The organism is Shewanella sp. HN-41 (genome assembly GCF_000217915.1).
GTDB lineage: Bacteria > Pseudomonadota > Gammaproteobacteria > Enterobacterales > Shewanellaceae > Shewanella.
Map to the genome: position 1 here is coordinate 1 of NZ_AFOZ01000025.1, position 18725 is coordinate 18725.

14 protein-coding genes are annotated in these 18725 nt (G+C 47.5%); 5 read left to right on the plus strand and 9 right to left on the minus strand.

All coding sequences use genetic code 11. The annotated features are described in order from the left end of the window. Positions 1-129: 129 nt before the first annotated feature. Positions 130-1164: a transposase gene (locus SOHN41_RS09735; RefSeq protein ID WP_007648323.1), complete on the plus strand. Its 1035-nt coding sequence runs from the start codon at positions 130-132 to the stop codon at positions 1162-1164. A 397-nt stretch (positions 1165-1561) separates the two neighbouring features. Here the strand turns inward: SOHN41_RS09735 and ycfP are convergent, their stop codons facing one another. Both ycfP and nagZ read right to left on the minus strand, forming a co-directional pair. Continuing rightward, the gene (gene ycfP, locus SOHN41_RS09740) at positions 1562-2104 is read right to left on the minus strand and encodes an alpha/beta hydrolase YcfP (RefSeq protein ID WP_007648324.1); all 543 of its coding nucleotides are present in this window, start codon (positions 2102-2104) and stop codon (positions 1562-1564) included. 93 nt (positions 2105-2197) lie between these two features. Continuing rightward, positions 2198-3226, minus strand: coding sequence for a beta-N-acetylhexosaminidase (gene nagZ / locus SOHN41_RS09745; RefSeq protein ID WP_007648325.1), 1029 nt, complete (start codon positions 3224-3226; stop codon positions 2198-2200). 387 nt (positions 3227-3613) lie between these two features. Here nagZ and SOHN41_RS09750 point away from each other — a divergent pair, with 387 nt between their 5' ends. Next, positions 3614-4990, plus strand: a complete 1377-nt coding sequence (locus SOHN41_RS09750; protein ID WP_007648326.1) for an L-serine ammonia-lyase — start codon at positions 3614-3616, stop codon at positions 4988-4990. Between the two features lie 111 nt (positions 4991-5101). On the opposite strand, the gene fghA is transcribed toward SOHN41_RS09750, so the two are convergent. Both fghA and SOHN41_RS09760 read right to left on the minus strand, forming a co-directional pair. After that, complete coding sequence (gene fghA / locus SOHN41_RS09755; RefSeq protein ID WP_007648327.1) at positions 5102-5944, minus strand: S-formylglutathione hydrolase; 843 nt, start codon at positions 5942-5944, stop codon at positions 5102-5104. 177 nt (positions 5945-6121) lie between these two features. After that, complete coding sequence (locus tag SOHN41_RS09760; protein WP_007648331.1) at positions 6122-7261, minus strand: S-(hydroxymethyl)glutathione dehydrogenase/class III alcohol dehydrogenase; 1140 nt, start codon at positions 7259-7261, stop codon at positions 6122-6124. A gap of 258 nt (positions 7262-7519) precedes the next feature. On the opposite strand from SOHN41_RS09760, the gene SOHN41_RS09765 reads away from it, so the two are divergent. Next, entirely contained in the window at positions 7520-8398 is an 879-nt protein-coding gene (locus SOHN41_RS09765) for a LysR family transcriptional regulator (protein ID WP_007648332.1), read from the plus strand. Positions 8399-8443: 45 nt separating this feature from the next. On the opposite strand, the gene SOHN41_RS09770 is transcribed toward SOHN41_RS09765, so the two are convergent. Then, positions 8444-9733 carry an NAD(P)/FAD-dependent oxidoreductase gene (locus SOHN41_RS09770; protein ID WP_007648334.1) on the minus strand — a complete coding sequence of 430 codons (1290 nt, stop codon included), beginning with the start codon at positions 9731-9733 and terminating at the stop codon, positions 8444-8446. Between the two features lie 320 nt (positions 9734-10053). Between SOHN41_RS09770 and SOHN41_RS09775 the strand changes: the two genes are divergently transcribed. Together SOHN41_RS09775 and SOHN41_RS09780 are read left to right on the plus strand one after the other, a co-directional pair. Beyond that, entirely contained in the window at positions 10054-10671 is a 618-nt protein-coding gene (locus SOHN41_RS09775; RefSeq protein WP_007648336.1) for a DUF938 domain-containing protein, read from the plus strand. A gap of 171 nt (positions 10672-10842) precedes the next feature. After that, positions 10843-11856: a D-alanine--D-alanine ligase gene (locus SOHN41_RS09780; RefSeq protein ID WP_007648338.1), complete on the plus strand. Its 1014-nt coding sequence runs from the start codon at positions 10843-10845 to the stop codon at positions 11854-11856. 91 nt (positions 11857-11947) lie between these two features. Here the strand turns inward: SOHN41_RS09780 and SOHN41_RS09785 are convergent, their stop codons facing one another. The 4 genes from SOHN41_RS09785 to SOHN41_RS09800 all read right to left on the minus strand — a co-directional run bounded on the left by SOHN41_RS09785 (position 11948) and on the right by SOHN41_RS09800 (position 18721). After that, positions 11948-14188, minus strand: coding sequence for a sensor domain-containing phosphodiesterase (locus SOHN41_RS09785; protein ID WP_007648340.1), 2241 nt, complete (start codon positions 14186-14188; stop codon positions 11948-11950). Between the two features lie 139 nt (positions 14189-14327). After that, positions 14328-15542: an RsmB/NOP family class I SAM-dependent RNA methyltransferase gene (locus SOHN41_RS09790; protein ID WP_007648342.1), complete on the minus strand. Its 1215-nt coding sequence runs from the start codon at positions 15540-15542 to the stop codon at positions 14328-14330. Positions 15543-15684: 142 nt separating this feature from the next. Beyond that, the gene (locus tag SOHN41_RS09795; RefSeq protein WP_037458691.1) at positions 15685-16956 is read right to left on the minus strand and encodes a sugar MFS transporter; all 1272 of its coding nucleotides are present in this window, start codon (positions 16954-16956) and stop codon (positions 15685-15687) included. A gap of 142 nt (positions 16957-17098) precedes the next feature. Then, positions 17099-18721 carry an alpha-glucosidase gene (locus tag SOHN41_RS09800; protein ID WP_007648346.1) on the minus strand — a complete coding sequence of 541 codons (1623 nt, stop codon included), beginning with the start codon at positions 18719-18721 and terminating at the stop codon, positions 17099-17101. Positions 18722-18725: the final 4 nt, after the last annotated feature.

Here is an 18725-nt window from a genome sequence, read left to right on the forward strand (position 1 = left end):
ATCTTGGTTTTGTCGTTTTGGAGTGTCTTATGACCTCAGGAATAGAAAGGACAGCCACATCTCTTTGTGTTTTTTAGCTTCTTTGACTAGGCTTTACATTATCTTGATTTTGTCTGTGTGGAGTTTGTGATGACTTCGGCCAGAAGACAGTTAATTGATGCCAATGCGACGCCTTTCTATCATGTAATAAATCGCTGTGTTAGAAGGGCTTTTTTGTGTGGTGAAGATAAACTCACAGGTCGCAGTTACGAGCATAGACGTGGCTGGATTGTTGATAAAATAAAGGTATTATCTGCGATTTTTTGCATTGATATTTGCGCTTATGCGGTGATGAGCAACCACTATCATTTAGTGCTTAAAATTGATCTCGAGAAGGCTAAATCGTTAACACAAAAAGACATTATCAGCCGCTGGTGTCAAATCACTAAGGGCCATGCTGTCGCCACTAAGTATATGAATGGTGATGCTTTAATCGACGCTGAAGTCATGTTACTCGATAGCTTACTTGCCGAGTGGCATGAACGATTAAGTAGTATCAGCTGGTTTATGCGCTGTTTAAATGAAGAAATTGCCCGTAAGGCCAATCGTGAAGATGAGTGTAAAGGGGCCTTCTGGGAAGGAAGGTTTAAGTCGCAAGCATTGTTAGATGAACAAGCCTTGCTGGCGTGCATGATGTACGTGGATTTAAATCCTATCAGAGCGGGCATTGCTGACTCTTTGCAATCCTCTGATTTTACATCGATTCAAGAGCGGATTAACTCGCTAGACCCGCAAGATGACACTTTTCCCTCACTTAACACACTGGCTCAATCCACAAATAAACGACCGCAAACAACACCCCCATCCCTCGCCAAATTTGATGGTGCAACACATCTAAGTCAGCAATCTGGCATTCCGTTTCATTTTGCCGATTATCTCGAACTGATTGATTGGACAGGCCGAGCGATTCGCCTTGATAAAAAAGGTTATATCGATAACCAACGGCCAAAACTGCTCAATGAGTTAGGCATTACGCCCGATGCGTGGCTCACTTCTGCCAAAGAATTTCGTCGTCAATACAGTGGCATAAGTGGTCGATGGGATAGCATGTGCGAGTTTAAAAAGCAGCACAACAGTGGGAAATGGTGTAAAGGTAAAGCCTCTAGCCAAGCGTTACATCCTTAAGTTCATCACTGCTCACGATTCAACTCTCGGTATTATTTATGCTTATCCGGAATGAAGAGAATTCCGCGCAAAACATAGCACGTTTTTGTCCAATAGAGTGGTGCCTATAATCGTTGAGATTAGATTTAGGCTATAAAATCTGAAAGTTACGCAAGCACTCGAAAAGCGAACCATGGTAATTTGCGAGACGACTGTCCGCCCCAAGGACGGACTTGAACAACATCCTGTTTAACTGCCAGTTCGCCATCTGATAGGCAGGACGCCTGAATGTCGTGCAATGCAGGGATGCATGAGAACGACCATAGCTGTCGTTCATAAGCTCAGAAACCTAGGTTTCTATTCTCAGTGTCGATCCGCAAGGCCATGACAAGCCTGTATTAGCGAATATAAGGAAGCACTAAGCTCCCAACTTAAAGGCTTTTATTTTGGGCAGATGTGCAGCGAGTTGGGGAAATTTATGGGGCTGAACCTCATCCCAATCAATCGAATAATAGGGCTTTAATTCGCTAGCGAGTTGTTGGTTATCAAACACCTCATCATTGGTAGAAAATATACACATGGCTCTATGGGTGTTTTTTAGCCGAAATTGCGATACACACTTATTAGCAATATCGGCATACTCTTCAGGGCGATCAATCTTGCCCTGCATATTATCTTCGGGGTGCAAGTTGGGATTAATCAGCACAGATTTAAGGCCATTTAAAAACCCAATTCGCTCAGCCCAATATCCTCCGAGTCCGACGCCAACCATCAAAGGCGCTGGGTCGTCGGTATTTTGCATCTGCTTCGCCACTTCCTTGAGCAGATGCTGCATATCGTGTCTAGGGTGTAGCGTGCTGTAACTTAACAAACGCACATCGGGGTCAATAAACTGCAACTGACGCATTTTCTCATGATTACCAGGGCTAGTCGCATCAAATCCGTGAAGATAGAAAATCATATCAAGGCCTTTTAACAGTGTGAGATAACACGGGTTGTTAACGAGTGACACCCATTACCCTAGCAAAAGTTTGTGCCAGAACCTTGCGTTGCATCAAACTTTTGCCTGTTGTGCTAAACAAATTTGTTCCGCCAACTGTTTGGCATTTTCCCAGCGGGCACCATTCTCCAGCGCCAACGCGGTTTGAGCTACATTAGGCTTGAGCAAACTGGCGGGATATTGGGGTGCTACCGCTGGCCAAACAAAGCCCTCTAACAGTGACATCACACCCGGATTATCATTACAAACTAAAATCATGTCACAGCCCGCATCCAATGCTGCCTGTGCACGGCCAAGGTAATCCCCAGCAAATGCTGCGCCTTTCATGCCTAAATCATCGGAGAAAATCACCCCTTTAAAACCCAGCTCCTGACGTAACACCCGTTGCAGCCAATAAGATGAAAAACCCGCAGGATTAGGATCAACCTTAGGATAAATGACATGGGCAGGCATGATCCCCGATAATTGCCCTTTCGCTATCAACGCCTTAAAAGGCAAAATATCTTTATTGAAGATAGCTTCGGCTTCGCGCTCATCTATGGGTTGCGCAATATGTGAGTCCGCCACCACACTGCCGTGTCCGGGGAAATGTTTACCCACAGCACCCATTCCAGCCTCAGCCATGCCAGCAATAAAGCTTTCGGCAAGTGTAATCACCTCATCGGGCTCAGGGCTAAAACTGCGTTTACCTATCACTTGGCTCACGCCGTTTAAGTCCAATACGGGCGCGAAACTTAAGTCGATATCGCAGGCCAATAACTCAATTGCCATTAAAAAACCCAGCTCGCAGGCCCAACGTTTTGCCAGTGCCATATCGTCTTTCGCGGCAGGCAAAATATCCCCCATCGCAGGAATAAGCGTAAAACCATCTCGAAAGCGCTGCACCCGGCCACCTTCATGGTCAACGGCGATCAGCATCTCGGGACGAATTTGACGGATCTGTTGCACTAAGGAAATCAGCTGCGCGCGGCTCGAAAAATTGCGGGAAAATAGAATTAAACCACCCACCTGTGGATGGCGAAGCATTTCAGCTTCAGCTTCACTGACATCCACCGAGAGCAAATCCAACATTAAATAACTCATACTTCTCCCTAAAAATATTCATTAATACTCAAAAAATAACCACAATAGCTAAAGTCTGGCTGTGTCACACAAAACACCAAAAAAGCGAACTATTCACTATTACAGTCCTTTTAAAATTGACAATTTTACCCTCTGGCAGGGCAAACTGATACGGCGAGTTAAGCTCTACTTATCCGAAGATTTTCAAATCAAAAAAACTAATGTGAATTGTCACACTGTTCTATGTGATACTGATAGCAAGAGTATCACTCAAGCGGATCCCGCCGGAAAGCTGTCTGCAGTTTGCCAGAGTTTACGTCAACAAGGCTAGTCTGCTTTATACCGGACTGCGAGCAATCCCGTGGGCTCTGACTAGAATAAAAAGTAAGACACAACAGGACTTCAATCATGATTAGCGTATTTGATATGTTCAAGATCGGCATAGGCCCTTCGAGTTCACATACTGTCGGCCCGATGAAAGCGGGCAAAATTTTTATGCAACACCTCACAGATGCAGATCTCCTTTCCCAAGTAGATGAACTAAGAGCCGAACTTTTTGGCTCCCTCGGCCAAACAGGTAAAGGCCACGGTACAGGTAAAGCGGTCATTTTAGGCCTGATGGGTGAAGATCCTGAAACCGTAGAGACCGACAGCATAGATGGCATCCTTGAGCATGTCTCTAAGAGTGAAACCCTGACACTCAGCACAGGTAAAGTCGTCAAGTTTACCCGTGAAGACGGCATTACCTACCACAGACGTAAAACCTTGCCAGCCCACGCCAATGCGATGACCCTATACGCCTATAGCAAGGATGAATGCATTTATGAGCGCACTTACTACTCAGTTGGCGGCGGATTTATCTTAGATGAAGATGAAATTAGCCAACGCAATGCATCCCCTGCATCACAAATTGAAGCAGCACCCTTTGATTTTGTTAGTGCAGCCCACTTATTGGAATTATGCAGCGAACAAGGTCTGAGCATTTCTTCTTTGATGATGGCGAACGAACTGAGTTTAGCGACTGAAGAGGAAGTCAAAGCTAAACTGTGGAACATTTGGCAAACCATGAAAACCTGTATCGAACGCGGTTATCAGAAGGAAGGCATTTTACCCGGCGGCTTAAAACTGCGTCGTCGCGCCCCTGCCCTGTACCGTCGTTTGAAAGCCGAAGGCCGTAACAACGTAGACCCATTAACGGCGATGGATTGGGTCGATTTATTCGCCCTGTCGGTCAACGAGCAAAATGCGGCAGGCGATCGCGTAGTGACTGCGCCAACTAACGGTGCAGCGGGGATTATTCCTGCGGTTTTATGCTATTACGACACCTTTGTACAAGAAGTGGATATCGATGTTTGCGCCCGTTATCTATTAACCGCCGCCGCGATTGGTATTTTGTACAAGAAAAATGCCTCAATTTCGGGCGCCGAAGTGGGCTGCCAAGGTGAAGTGGGCGTAGCCTGTTCTATGGCCGCGGGTGCACTGACTGAAATCATGGGCGGCACCGTTGAGCACGTTGAAAACGCGGCTGAAATCGGCATGGAACATAACTTAGGTTTAACCTGCGATCCTGTTGGCGGCCTAGTGCAAGTGCCTTGTATTGAACGTAATGCCATGGGCGCGATCAAAGCGATCAACGCCTCGCGTATGGCCCTACGCGGTGATGGTAACCATAAGGTTTCACTGGATAAAGTGATCAAAACCATGATGGATACCGGTAAAGATATGCGCAGCAAATACAAAGAAACCGCCAAAGGTGGTTTAGCGGTCAACATCGTTGAGTGTTAAGTGTTAGTTCACTTTCGCTAATCGCTTAATTCGCACCATAAAAAATGCCGCAACTCACTGAGTTGCGGCATTTTTGTTTTAGCTCATCGGTGTGACTGCTGAATCGACGATTCAGGGCTTAAAGTACAAACTATGGAACTTAAGGTGCTCTTCAATAAAGCTCGCGATAAAGTAGTAGCTATGATCGTACCCCGGCTGCATCCGCACATCTAAGGGATACCCCTTAGCCTGAGCAATATCCACCAGCGATTGTGGCATTAATTGACTGTCTAAAAAGCTATCAGCTTCACCTTGGTCAATCATGACTGGCACTTCGGCAATGGCGAGCTTGAGCAATTCGCAGGCATCGTACTGGCGCCAATGCTCACGGTTTTCACCTAAATACTCGCTAAAGGCTTTAATGCCCCAAGGCGCATTACTCGGATTCGAAATCGGACTAAAGGCCGAAATAGAGCTGTATCTGTGCGGATTACTCAGGCCAATCACCAAAGCACCATGGCCGCCCATGGAATGGCCGGATATGGCGCGCTGACTGCTCACAGGGAAATGAGCTTCAATCAAGGCAGGTAGCTCATGGACTATGTAATCGTACATTTTGTAATGGCGATTCCAGGGCGCTTTGGTCGCATTGAGGTAAAAACCCGCGCCTAAGCCTAAATCGTAGGCTTTGTCCGCCGCATCGGGCACATCGTCACCGCGAGGGCTGGTATCGGGGGCGACAATCGCCATGCCGAGCGCGGCAGCCATACGCTGTGCACCCGCCTTCTGCATAAAGTTTTCATCGGTGCAGGTTAGGCCTGAGAGCCAATACAGCACAGGCACAGCTTTACTCACCGCTTCTGGCGGCAGATAAATCGCGAAGCGCATCTCGCAGTTTAACGACTGAGATTGATGGCGATATTGCTTATGCCAACCGCCGAAACTCTTGTTACAACTGATATTTTCTATGGTCATACAAGTCCTTTTAAGCTCAATCTGTTAGCGCTTGGTCATAGCGCTTGTCTTAGCGTTAGTCATGGCATTTGTCTTAGCGTTAGTCATCTGCTCAGTTGGCAACACAGCGGACAGATTTACACCGGCCTGCTGTGTTGCCACATCAAAGTGAAGCATCAATAGACAGTGCGAAACCGCTTATTTATCAAAATGGATCACGCTGCGGATGCTCTTACCTTGGTGCATCAGCTCGAACGCTTCATTGATTTGCTCAAGTCCCATAGTATGGGTGATAAAATCATCGAGCTTAAACTCACCCGCCATGTAACGCTCAACAATGTGTGGCAGTTCTGAGCGCCCTTTCACGCCGCCAAAGGCAGAACCGCGCCATACTCGGCCCGTCACCAGTTGGAATGGACGGGTTGAAATCTCTTGCCCAGCACCGGCGACACCGATGATCACCGACTCGCCCCACCCCTTATGGCAACACTCTAGGGCGCTGCGCATCACATTGACGTTGCCGATACACTCGAAGGAGTAATCCACGCCGCCGTCGGTCATCTCAACGATCACCTCTTGGATGGGCTTATCGAGTAATTTAGGGTTGATACAATCGGTCGCGCCGAGTTTTTTGGCTAATTCGAACTTAGACTCGTTGATATCGATGGCGATAATGCGGCTGGCTTTTGCCATAGTTGCACCAATGATCGCCGATAAACCGATACCGCCGAGGCCGAAAATCGCCACGGTCGCACCTTCCTCCACTTTGGCCGTGTTCATCACAGCGCCCATGCCAGTGGTCACGCCACAACCTAACAGACAAATCTCTTCTAATGGCGCGCTCTTATTGACTTTCGCCAATGAGATTTCAGGCAGCACTGTATATTCAGAGAAGGTCGAGCAGCCCATATAATGGAAAATCGGCTTGCCATCGAGGTAAAAACGCGTAGTGCCATCGGGCATTAAGCCTTTACCTTGGGTCGCCCGAATTTTTTGGCACAGGTTAGTCTTGCCCGATAGGCAGAACTTGCACTCGCCGCACTCTGGGGTATAAAGAGGGATCACATGATCGCCCACTTGCACGCTGGTCACGCCCTCGCCCACTTGTTCAACGATACCACCGCCTTCGTGGCCTAGAATCGAGGGGAATACCCCTTCAGGATCATCACCGCTCAGGGTAAACGCATCCGTATGACACACACCCGTGGCCACAATGCGTACTAAGACTTCGCCCGCTTTAGGTAACATCACATCCACTTCTTCAATCTTAAGTGGTTGTCCTGGTCCCCAAGCAACAGCGGCCTTTGATTTAATAAACTGTGGTTTTTCGTTCGGCATTGTTTCCGTCCCTTGATAGGTAATAGGAGAAAGATATTGTTGTAATCGATTCCACTTAAGCTAAAGCATCTTGGCTCAAACATACGGACTCAGCATAAAGAGCTCTGCATAAGGGCCTACGCATACGCTGATGCCCATTGCACTGATGCCACTGCACTGATGCCACTGCACTAATGCTAATGAATAGGAAGATTGTATTTGTTTCTCAACGAGAGACAATCTAGTATTCAAGCAATTCATTTTTACCGAGCAACAATAATGTACCTCTGGGATGGCATTTCTGAATTTGTCGCAGTGACCGAGGCCGAAAGTTTTACCTTAGCGGCGCAGCGACTGAATATCTCCACCGCCCACGTTAGCCGCCAAGTCAGCGCCTTAGAGAATCGCCTCGGCACTAAGCTGTTTTACCGCACTACCCGCAAAGTGTCGTTAACCGAAGAAGGCACGATTTATTATCGCCATTGCCGCCAATTACAAACTGGGTTAGAAGAAGCCGAGCGCGCTATCTCAAATTTAAAGGACTCACCCCAAGGCTTAGTCAAGCTCACAGCGCCGGTGGCCTATGGCGAGAAATTTATCATGCCGTTACTCAATGATTTTATGGTGCAATATCCCAGTGTCGAGTTTAGTGTCGACCTCACCAATCGCACCTTAGACTTGATAGAAGGCGGGTATGATCTGGCCATTCGCCTCGGAAAACTCGCCGATTCGAGTCTGATGGCTAAACCGCTCAGCAGCCGAACCCACTATGTCGCCGCCTCAGCGACTTATGTGGAGAAATACGGCCAGCCCCATACCTTATCTGAACTTAGCCAGCACAATTGTTTGATCGGTAATCATAATTACTGGCGCTTTGTGGAAAATGGCCGCGAGCGCAATATCAAAGTGCGCGGCAACCTCAACTGTAACAGCGGCTACGCATTAAGGGATGCGGCGCTAAAGGGCATAGGGATAGTGCAACTACCCGATTATTATATTGAAGAAGATATTCAAGCCGGACGTTTACTCTCCTTCCTTGACGGTCACCGTGAAGCCAAAGAAGGCATTTGGGCGCTCTATCCACAAAATCGCCATCTGTCAGCCAAGATCCGCGTATTGGTCGATTACCTCGCCGAAAAACTCATCGAACAGGCTTAAATGATGTTTGAGCAGATTGAGTGGTAGCAGATAAAACGACGCAAACTAGCGCCAGTTTTCCCGCAAGGTGTAATACAACATGCCTAACGCCAGCGCTTGATTACCAAACCACTCATTTAATGGAATGCGGATATGGCGCATGGCGGCAAACAAATCAAATTCACGCAATTGCCCATCTATCGCATTAGCCATGATCTCGCCCATAATGTGCGATGTCGCCACTCCATGCCCAGAATATCCTTGGCAATAGAATACATTAGGTGACACTTTGCCAAGCTGCGGGATACGGTTAATGACTATCCCCGCCATTCCCGCCCAGGCAAATTCGATATCGATGCCCTTTAATTGCGGAAAGGTACGCTCAATCGCGGGCCGCAGTTCCGCCGCCACATTTTTAGGATCGCGGCCGCTGTAATTAGTCCCGCCGCCGAACATCAACCGTTTATCCGCGGTTAGGCGATAGTAATCCAGTACAAAGCGACAATCGTACACGGCCAAATCCTGCGGATTGATTTGCGAAGCGATCTCATCGGACAGAATCGCGGTGGCACAATTACCTAAGGACGCAGGAAATAGCATGCCTCGCAGTTTTGGACGCGCGAGTTTATGGTAAGCATTCCCCGCGATCAGCACGTTATTGGCGCGCACTTTGCCCTTAGCGGTGACAACAGTCGCCACATCACCGTCCTCAATATCGAGCACGGGTGAGTTTTCAAAGATTAACGCCCCAAGACCTGCTGCGGCGCGCCCTTCACCAAGACATAAATTCACTGAGTGTAAATGCATGTTGCGTCGATTAACTAAGCCGCCGTGATACAAGGGCGAGCCTAAATAGGCGGGCATTTCATCGGCGGAGACCAAGGTCATAAACTCCCCCATGCCGCGACGCTGCGCCTCAGCATGCATCGCCTTAAGCTCCTGCATGTGCTGCATCTGGTAAGCGGTTTGGATATGGCCAAACTTTAAATCACACGCTATGCCGTACTTGGCCACCCGATTTTTAATTATATCGTGGCCACGCCAACGCATATTCCACACATAATCTTCAGCTTCATTGCCAATCTGGCGGCGCAGTTGTTTTGTCATCGCAACATCGCCGGACAAACTGCCCGTCACCTGCCCGCCATTGCGTCCGGTCGCGCCCCACGCGATCTTATTGGCCTCAATAAGGGCCACCTTGTAGCCCTTCTCAGATAATTCCAACGCCGTTGCCACACCGGTAAAGCCGCCACCAACAATCGCCACATCGACTCGAATGTTGCCTTCAAGCGCAGGATAAGCCGACTCTTGATTGATGGTGGCATTGTAATAGGAGGCACAACGTTCTGCGGGCATAACATTCCTTTGACGATAGCGGATTGAATATTGATAGGGGCATCAGTGACAAGTATCCGAAGATAGTCGGTACCACATTGTTTTATATTTTTTACATGCGTTCAACATTTTGAGTATAACTAAGTTGAAAATGACGTCAAGCAGGGATATCAAGGCTTACGCTTTCCCCGAGCTTAGGTTAGGCTATGGACTATATCGACACGATTCTTTGCCCAGTGCTTAGCCCTGCGAGTTGGAGTGAATATAGGCCGCCAATTCAAGTGACAACACACGATAGTTAAATTTTAATAAAATAAAACCAATAGGTTACTAAATACATTATGTTAGCACTGCCCTTTTCCCAAGCCTGCGAAAACAACAAAGCACCGATTCTGGCCCTATTGACACAGGCCTTTTCGCAAAACCAACATGTACTCGAAATTGGCAGTGGCACGGCACAACATGCCGTCTATTTTGCGGCGAACCTGCCCCATCTGATTTGGCAAACCAGTGATCAGCCCGAGTATCTTGCGACAATCAAAGCCAGATGTGAGCAGGAAGCCATGCTGCCAAACCCTGCGACGAATATACGCTTACCGCTCAGTCTTGATGTCACTCAGCCATGGCCAGTCCATGGGCTCACACCCGACATCGATGCGGTATTCACTGCAAATACCTTGCATATTATGAGTAAAGAGATGGTGGAAGCATTTTTTAGCGGCCTAGGTGCCTATCTGCCGCAGCTTAACACCCTATGTATTTATGGCCCCTTTAACTATCAAGGCCAATTTACCAGTGACAGCAACCGCCAGTTTGATGCTTTTTTGAGGCAACGTGACCCCGCAAGTGGGATCCGTGATATTGAATGGATCTGTAACCTAGCAGATGCACAAGGTTTTTCACTCAAACAGGATTTTTCCATGCCGGCCAATAATCGATTGCTGCATTTTAGCCGCTAAGCCAAAGCCCCCGAAGAAAATGATGCGTTAAAATTCACCATTCGATCACTGTCCAATGTCGCAGTCCTTGCGTTGATGGGGATAAGAAAACTAAGATGGCAACGGCTATGTTACAGGATGCAGGATAAGCCTTCGCTACCCGCTCCGATTTTGCTCACTTGAGGAATCCCAATGTCTAAGATCAATCTACTTTTGCTGTGCGGCGGTGGAAGTGCGGAACACAATATTTCCCTAATGTCGGCTAATTATTTTGAAACCTCATTGGCAAAATCCGATCAGTTTTCCGTCCTACGCGTTGAGCTGGATAAATGTGGCCAGTACCGCACCGCGGCGGGTGACGATTGTGAACTCACGAATAACCGTGAGATCCGCTTTCGTGATGAAACCAAAGCCCCTTGGTCAGTGGATTATGTTATCCCCTGTATTCACGGCTATCCTGGGGAAACTGGCGATATTCAATCCTATTTTAATCTGATCCAATTGCCCTATTTTGGCTGTGAATCCGAAGCCAGCAGTAATTGCTTCAACAAAATTACCGCCAAAATGTGGTTCTCGGCCTTAGGGATCCCCAACACGCCCTATATTTTCCTCCATCAATACGATGAGGATGCCATTGCCCAAACCCAAGCAGCGTTAGCCCAGTGGGGTTCCATCTTCATTAAGGCCGCTTCCCAGGGGTCATCAGTTGGTTGTTACAAAGTCGACGATAGCCACAAGGTTGCCGCTGTCCTCAAGGATGCCTTTAGTTACGCCCCCTATGTTGTGGTTGAAAAAACCATTAAAGCCAGGGAGTTAGAGGTTGCAGTATACGAATATAAGGGTGAAATTGTGGCAACGCTGCCGGGTGAAATCATCTGCGACAGCAATACGTTTTACACCTTCGATGAAAAATACGCCAAGAACAGTAAGGCCCGTACCGACGTCGTCGCGCAAAATGTGCCTACCGAGATCAGCGACCAAATTCGTGCCTATGCCATTAAAGCCTTTACAGGCATGAAGCTGCGCCACCTATCGCGCATCGATTTTTTCTTAACCGCTGACAATGAAATTTTGCTAAATGAAATCAATACCTTCCCAGGTTTAACTCCAATTTCAATGTTCCCTAAAATGCTGCAAAATCACGGGCACGATTTCACTGACTATTTAAGTGTGGTGATCAACAATCAGCTTACGCCTGAAACCTAAAATGCTAAGTGACGGCTTCAAAGCATAAAGAGCGCCCTTCGGCGCTCTTTATGTTTGGTATGGCAAACTAAGGCTTAAGGGAAAACACTTTCTAGGCTTGCTTCGCCAGCAATTCAAAAAAAGCTGCCTTCGTCATAGGCTTATAAAAAAGGTAACCTTGGATCTCTTGAATATGATTCGCCACTACAAATCTAAGCTGCGATTCATTCTCCACCCCTTCCGCCGTTACACTGAGATTGAGCGCATGGCTCAAGCGCACTATTGCCTCCACTAACGCCTCATGGCGTTCACCTTCCTCTAGCCTATCGATAAAACTTTTATCGATTTTGATCTGGTCAATCGGGAAGTTGGCTAAATAGGATAAAGAGGAATAGCCAGTACCAAAGTCATCTAAGGCAATTTTCACGCCTCGGCCACGTAACTCATTCAGAACTTTGATTAAATGCACATGCTGCTTCATCAACAGCGATTCAGTGATTTCCAGCGTAATTAACTCATAGGGGAAATCCACTCGGCCCAAATCGTCAATGATATCGGTGAAGGAATCACAAAACTCATCCTGCAACTCATGGGACCAAAACTCAAAGGTAGAGACGTTGATCGCTAAACTGATGGCCCAGCCATGGGACTGCATCTCTAAAATGGTTTCCATCACACTCCGGCGGACGTTACGGCCAATATCCACGATTAAACCGCTATTCTCGGCGATGGGGATAAACTCATCGGGGGGGATAAATTGGCCCTCATGTTGCCAACGCAACAAAACTTCAGCACGCACAATTAAGCCCGTGCTTGCATTAACAATAGGTTGGAAATAAAGCTCAAATACATTTTGATCTAAGGCTTGCTTAAGCAAAGTGTGTAAATTGGCGATTCGCTCCGCATTTTGCTGCATTTGCTCGGTAAAAAAATGATAACGATTACGTCCATTTGCCTTAGAAATATACATGGCCTGATCGGCGCAGTTTAACAATTGCTCTAAGTCGAGCGCATCTTCCGGGAAACGTGCGATCCCGATACTCACAGAACTATAAACGCCTTTGTCTTTAGATAATTCATATCGGCGATAGACATGCTTATTAATGGTTTCTGCAAGCTGTGAAAGCTCTTTTTGGGTCACAACACCTGGTAATAACAACGCAAACTCATCCCCCCCAAGGCGAGAAAACACTATGCTGTCATTCAAGCAGGCCTTAATTTGCTCGACAACTTGGACCAATAGCATGTCGCCTTTATCGTGCCCATAGGTATCGTTAACTTGCTTAAAATTATCTAAGTCCATCAACATAAAGCTAAAACCCGGAGTTAAACTGTCGGCGGTAATAAGCTCTTGGATTTGCCGGAATAAAGCATTCCGGTTGGCAAGCCCTGTGAGGGAGTCATTATTGGCTTGGTATTTAATCAGCTGTGCCGCTTTCTTACGCTCGCTAATATCCGAAAATAGCCAAGCAAAGCCATTCTGAGTACTGTGGGGTTCACGAAATACGGTAACAGTAAGATCGAGGTGAAAGGTTTCACCATTGCCCCGCAGACCAATTAACTCACCCTGCCACATTTTTCCTTCGGCAAGATGCTGAAAAAGCATGTCTACTTCATGGGGCTCCGAAGGTGAGAGAAATAAAGCCGGATGAAACTCAGGAGAAACAGATGTTTGAGGTTGGACTATTTGGCTAAATGCTCGGTTGGCATATAACACACTATTGGACGCGTTGGTGATCACTAAGGCTAAAGGGAGGCGATCAAATATTTTCACGGCTAATCGCTGAAACTCCATAGAACGGCTACGTTCTATGGCAAGGCTAGCTAATCTTGCAGCCTCGACAATTAAGATTAAATCCTGCGATGTCGGGGATTTTATTTCATCGTAGTACATGGCAAATGTTCCCAACACTTTGCCATGATTATCTTTGATAGGCTCAGACCAACAGGACTTAAGGCCCGCACTTAGTGGGATCGCTTTATACTTTTCCCAAAAGGGGTGATTGGCGATATCTTCAACAATCACCCTTTCACCCGTATAGGCAGCCGTGCCGCAGGACCCCACCTCAGGGCCGATCTCAACCCCATGAATGGCTTGATTATAGTTATCTGGTAAATGGGGCGCGGCACCAAAGAGCAAACGTTTACCATCATCGCTGAGTAACAGAACAGATGCGCGTGTACCAATACGCTGTGCTTCAATGTTAAGCACAAGCGCGTGGAGAATTTCACCGAGGGGAGCACCATTAAGCAACATAGAGAGAATGCCGCTATAACATTCGAGGCTCACATCCTGGTCAAGAGTGAGTGAAATCCCGTAGAGCTTCCCTGTGACATTAGCGCCTTCGTCCATATATCCCTTAATTGTTTAGCGATCAGATAAACTGTTACTAAGGTCAACAACCTTTATAAGCTAAGGGTGAATTTTAGGCACTAAGACGCCCCAAAGCAACCCTTTAACTCAGGGAGTCACGGCTTTAGGGCAAAGGCTATTACTCTTGAATGCGTTCCAGTTTTGCCAGATAAAAACCATCAAACCCAGTATCTGCTGGGCTAATCGTTTCATCTTCAATCAAGCGAAAGTTTGGATTCTCAGCCAAGAATGCGTCTATTTGACCCCGATTTTCACAGGGGAAGATTGAACAGGTCGCATAAACCACCATTCCACCCACTTTAACCATCCGGCTGTAGCTGCTGAGAATATGTTTTTGCAGTTCCATCAGCACGGGTAAACGCTCGGCAGTATCACGCCATTTCGCATCGGGATTACGTTTCAACACTCCTAATCCAGAACATGGCACATCGAGCAGTACCCGGTCAGCGGTCAATTTTAACCGTTTAATGGTCTTACTACTGGCAATGAGGCGAGTCTCCACATTGTGGGCGCCATTGCGGCGGGCGCGTTCTTTAAGTTTGTCGAGTTTCCATTGTTCCACATCCATGGCCAGCAAACGCCCTTTGCCCTGCATTTGTGCGGCTATGTGTAAGGTTTTTCCGCCGGCGCCAGCGCAGGCATCGATCACCCTCATGCCTGGTTTAGCGTCCAACGCAGCCGCGACACGTTGTGAGCCCGCATCTTGCTGCTCAAACAAACCGTCTTTAAAACTATTGGTACGAAACAATGCCGAGTCTGAGGTCACCTCGAGCGCAGAATCCACTTGAGGTACCACCAGCGTACTCACATATTCTGCGGCAAGTTTTTGGGCTAATTCTTCACGGGTGACTTTTAGGCCGTTAACGCGCAAAAAACGTTTTGGCGCTGTGCTTAAAGCCGCACGTTCCCTTGGCCACCCATCACCTAATTGTTCACGACCCATAGTATCGAGCCACTCTGGGCAACCGTCCCACAGTACGGGATTGCCTTTAGCTTGTTCAATACGCTCGGCAAGGCGGGCACTGTCCACTGGCAGTGAATATTGCATTTTAGGTAAATCAAGATTGTGGAATAAATGCCAAACGTTCAATAATTTAGAGCCAAATCGTTCCATTTCATCTGGGCTAATTTCCGCGAGGAAACAGTAAAGATTCAAACGGCGCAGAATATCTCCAGTCACCAGCGCGATTCGAGCTTGTTCGGCGGGCACGAGTTGCAACCCAGAAAAATGTTGAGAATAAGCCCGATCTAGGGGTTTTCCTTGGCTCAACACCATAGTTAAGATACTGATCACTAATTCGTTCGAGCTGGCAGAAAGCGGAGAATTCAACATTTAAAGGTCACCGTGAATGATAAAACCGGGGGATCATAGGAGGTCGAGCTCCAATACGCAAGCATACAGGAGCCTCGTTAAGGATAAAGCCATAAAAAAAGCGATTCCTAGGATCGCTTTTTAGTACATGCCATTTCACTCACTACATTTTTGAGCCTTTGGCACCGTAGAATAAAATAAAACCGTAGCAGATCACCGGCAAAATAAAGGCCATTTGAATACCCAAATTGTCGGCCAGCACACCTTGAAGTAATGGCACAACCGCGCCGCCAACAATGGCCAAACATAAAATACCGCTGCCCTGTGACGTATGGGGTCCTAAATCCCGCAGTGCGAGACTGAAGATTGTTGGGAACATAATAGAGTTAAATAATCCCACTCCCAAAATCGCCCACATTGCCATGCTGCCACTCGTTGTCATGGCGATAACGACCAACAACGCCGCCATTAAGGCATTAAAAGCGAGCACAGTACCCGCTGGAATTTTTTGCATTACCGCCGAGCCGATAAAACGTCCCACCATAGCTCCGCCCCAATAATAGGCAATATAGTGGGCCGCTTGTTCCTCTGGCATAGCGGCAATATGCGACTCACCTAAGAAGTTTACGAGGAAACTGCCTATCGACACTTCTGCCCCGACATAAACGAATATACCTACGGCACCCAGCACAAGGTGCATACTCTGCAGCGCGCTTGTCTTACCTAAGTGAGTCTGAGTTTCCCCCTGCGCACCTTCGATATGTTCACGAATAGTCGGTAAATTTAACTTAGCAAAAACAATGGCTAAAACCGCTAACGTCGCGGAGAGTAGCAAGTAAGGTAATTTCACGACTTCCGCTTCAGCATTCGCTTGGGCTAAATCCGCCGACACCGATGCCGCTACGGATAAAATCAATATTGAACCAAAGAATGGTGCAACCGTAGTCCCCAAAGAGTTAAACGCTTGGGTCAAATTCAAACGACTCGAAGCGGTCTCACTGCTCCCTAGGGCATTGACATAAGGGTTCGCCGCCACTTGTAGTATGGTGATCCCAGATGCCAGTACAAATAAGGCCGCAAGAAATAAACCGTAAGTCGCCAGTGTTGCCGCGGGATAAAACAGCGCACAACCTATACTCGCAATCACTAATCCAGTGACAATTCCCTTCTGATAACCCAGCTTTTTCACTAGATTACCCGCAGGGATAGACACGAGGAAATAAGCGCCGAAGAAGCAAAACTGGATCAACATGGCCTGAGTATAATTTAATGAAAATACCGCTTTAAGGTGTGGGATCAAAATATCGTTCAAACAGGTGATAAAACCCCACATAAAAAACAGTGAAGTCAATGACACGAGCGCGAAACGATAGTTGCCGTTTCCTGCATCGCTCACGCTGCTCGTGGGGCTACTAGTGTTAATTGATGACGCCATAATTGTACTCTCTATAATGTTTTTATTATCTATGGGGGTAAATCGGCACTTCTTCCCCTGCCCTTTGGGCGTTTGTCGTACCACGATAGGAGGTAAAGATCTCGTATCTATACCATCCAATCCGAATGAAGATGAAGCATTTTCACTTTAAAATAGCGTAATAACTGGCAAATGCCGAAAACTTCAACAAGTCACCGACTAATTGTGCGGTTTTCAAACCGTGACCCGATAGCTCTTGTTGTACCTCGAGTCCCGCTAGGCTGAACAAGGTATCAGTATCCATCAGGTTAAAGCAGACCAGCATGCGTTGTTGCCCTAAGGTGCGCACGAAGATCAATAACGGCTCAGGTGCATCAATAAACTGAATATCACCCTCGATAAGCACAGGGTGGGATTTACGCCACGCAAGGAAGCGACGATACCCATTGAGCATGGAATCAGGATTGGCTTCTTGCACATCTACGGCGAATGCTCGATGCGCAGGGGCAACGGGTAACCAAGGCGATACATGGCTAAAGCCACCAAAATCTCCATGTTGTTGCCAAGGCATAGGTGTGCGGCAACCATCTCGCCCCTTAAACATCGGCCAGAAGGTTTTGCCGAAGGGGTCCTGCAGCTCATGGTATTCTATGGGTGCTTCGGTTAATCCCAGCTCTTCACCTTGGTAGCTACACACACTACCACGCAGGGAACTGAGCATCGCATTGAGCATTTTGACACTATCCGAGTCCTGTATACCCCGCCCCCAACGGCTCGCCACCCGCTGCACATCATGGTTGCCTATTGCCCAGCAAGGCCAGCCATCGCCTATACTGGCCTCGAGTGCTTCGACCGTTTGGCGAATATAGGCAGCGCTATAATCCTCGGTTAACAGCTCAAAACTGTAGGCCATATGCAAACGATCTTCGCCCTTAGTGTAGGCGGCCATTACAGCGAGCGAATCTTCGGCTGACACTTCACCTAGGGTGACAGCCCCCGGATAGCGGTTGATCAACTTACGTAGATCTTCAATAAACTCAATAGTTTGTGGACGGTCATTATTGTAATAATGATATTGATAGGCGTAGGGGTTATCTTCGCTAAAGCCTCGGCCCTGCCGTTTATCCTTAGGTTTGGCCGGATTATCCCTAAGCTGCTCATCGTGATAACAGAAGGTAATCGCATCTAGACGGAAACCATCGACGCCCTTTTTCAGCCAGAACTCGACATTATCCAGTACAGCTTGGCGCACCTGTGGGTTATGGAAATTAACGTCAGGTTGGCTACGCAGGAAGTTATGTAAATAGTATTGTTGTCTACGCGGCTCCCACTCCCAGGCACAGCCACCGAAAATGGCTAACCAGTTATTAGGGGCAGTACCGTCTTCCTTAGGATCGGCCCATACATACCAGTCTGCCTTGGGGTTGCTACGGTTTTCTCGACTCTCGAGGAACCAGGCATGCTGATCTGAGGTGTGGCTCAACACTTGATCGATAATGACCTTAATCCCACGTTGATGCGCTTTTTCAATCAGTTCATCGAAATCCTGCATCGAACCAAAGAGCGGATCCACTTCGCGGTAATCGCTGATATCGTAACCAAAGTCCGCCATCGGCGATTTAAAGAAAGGCGAAATCCAAATGGCATCGACATTTAGGCTAGCAATGTAATCTAACTTAGTAATAATACCGCGCAAATCGCCGACACCGTCGCCATTGGTATCCAAAAGGCTACGTGGATAAATTTGATAGATCACGGCTCCACGCCACCAAGTTAACTCACTCATTGTT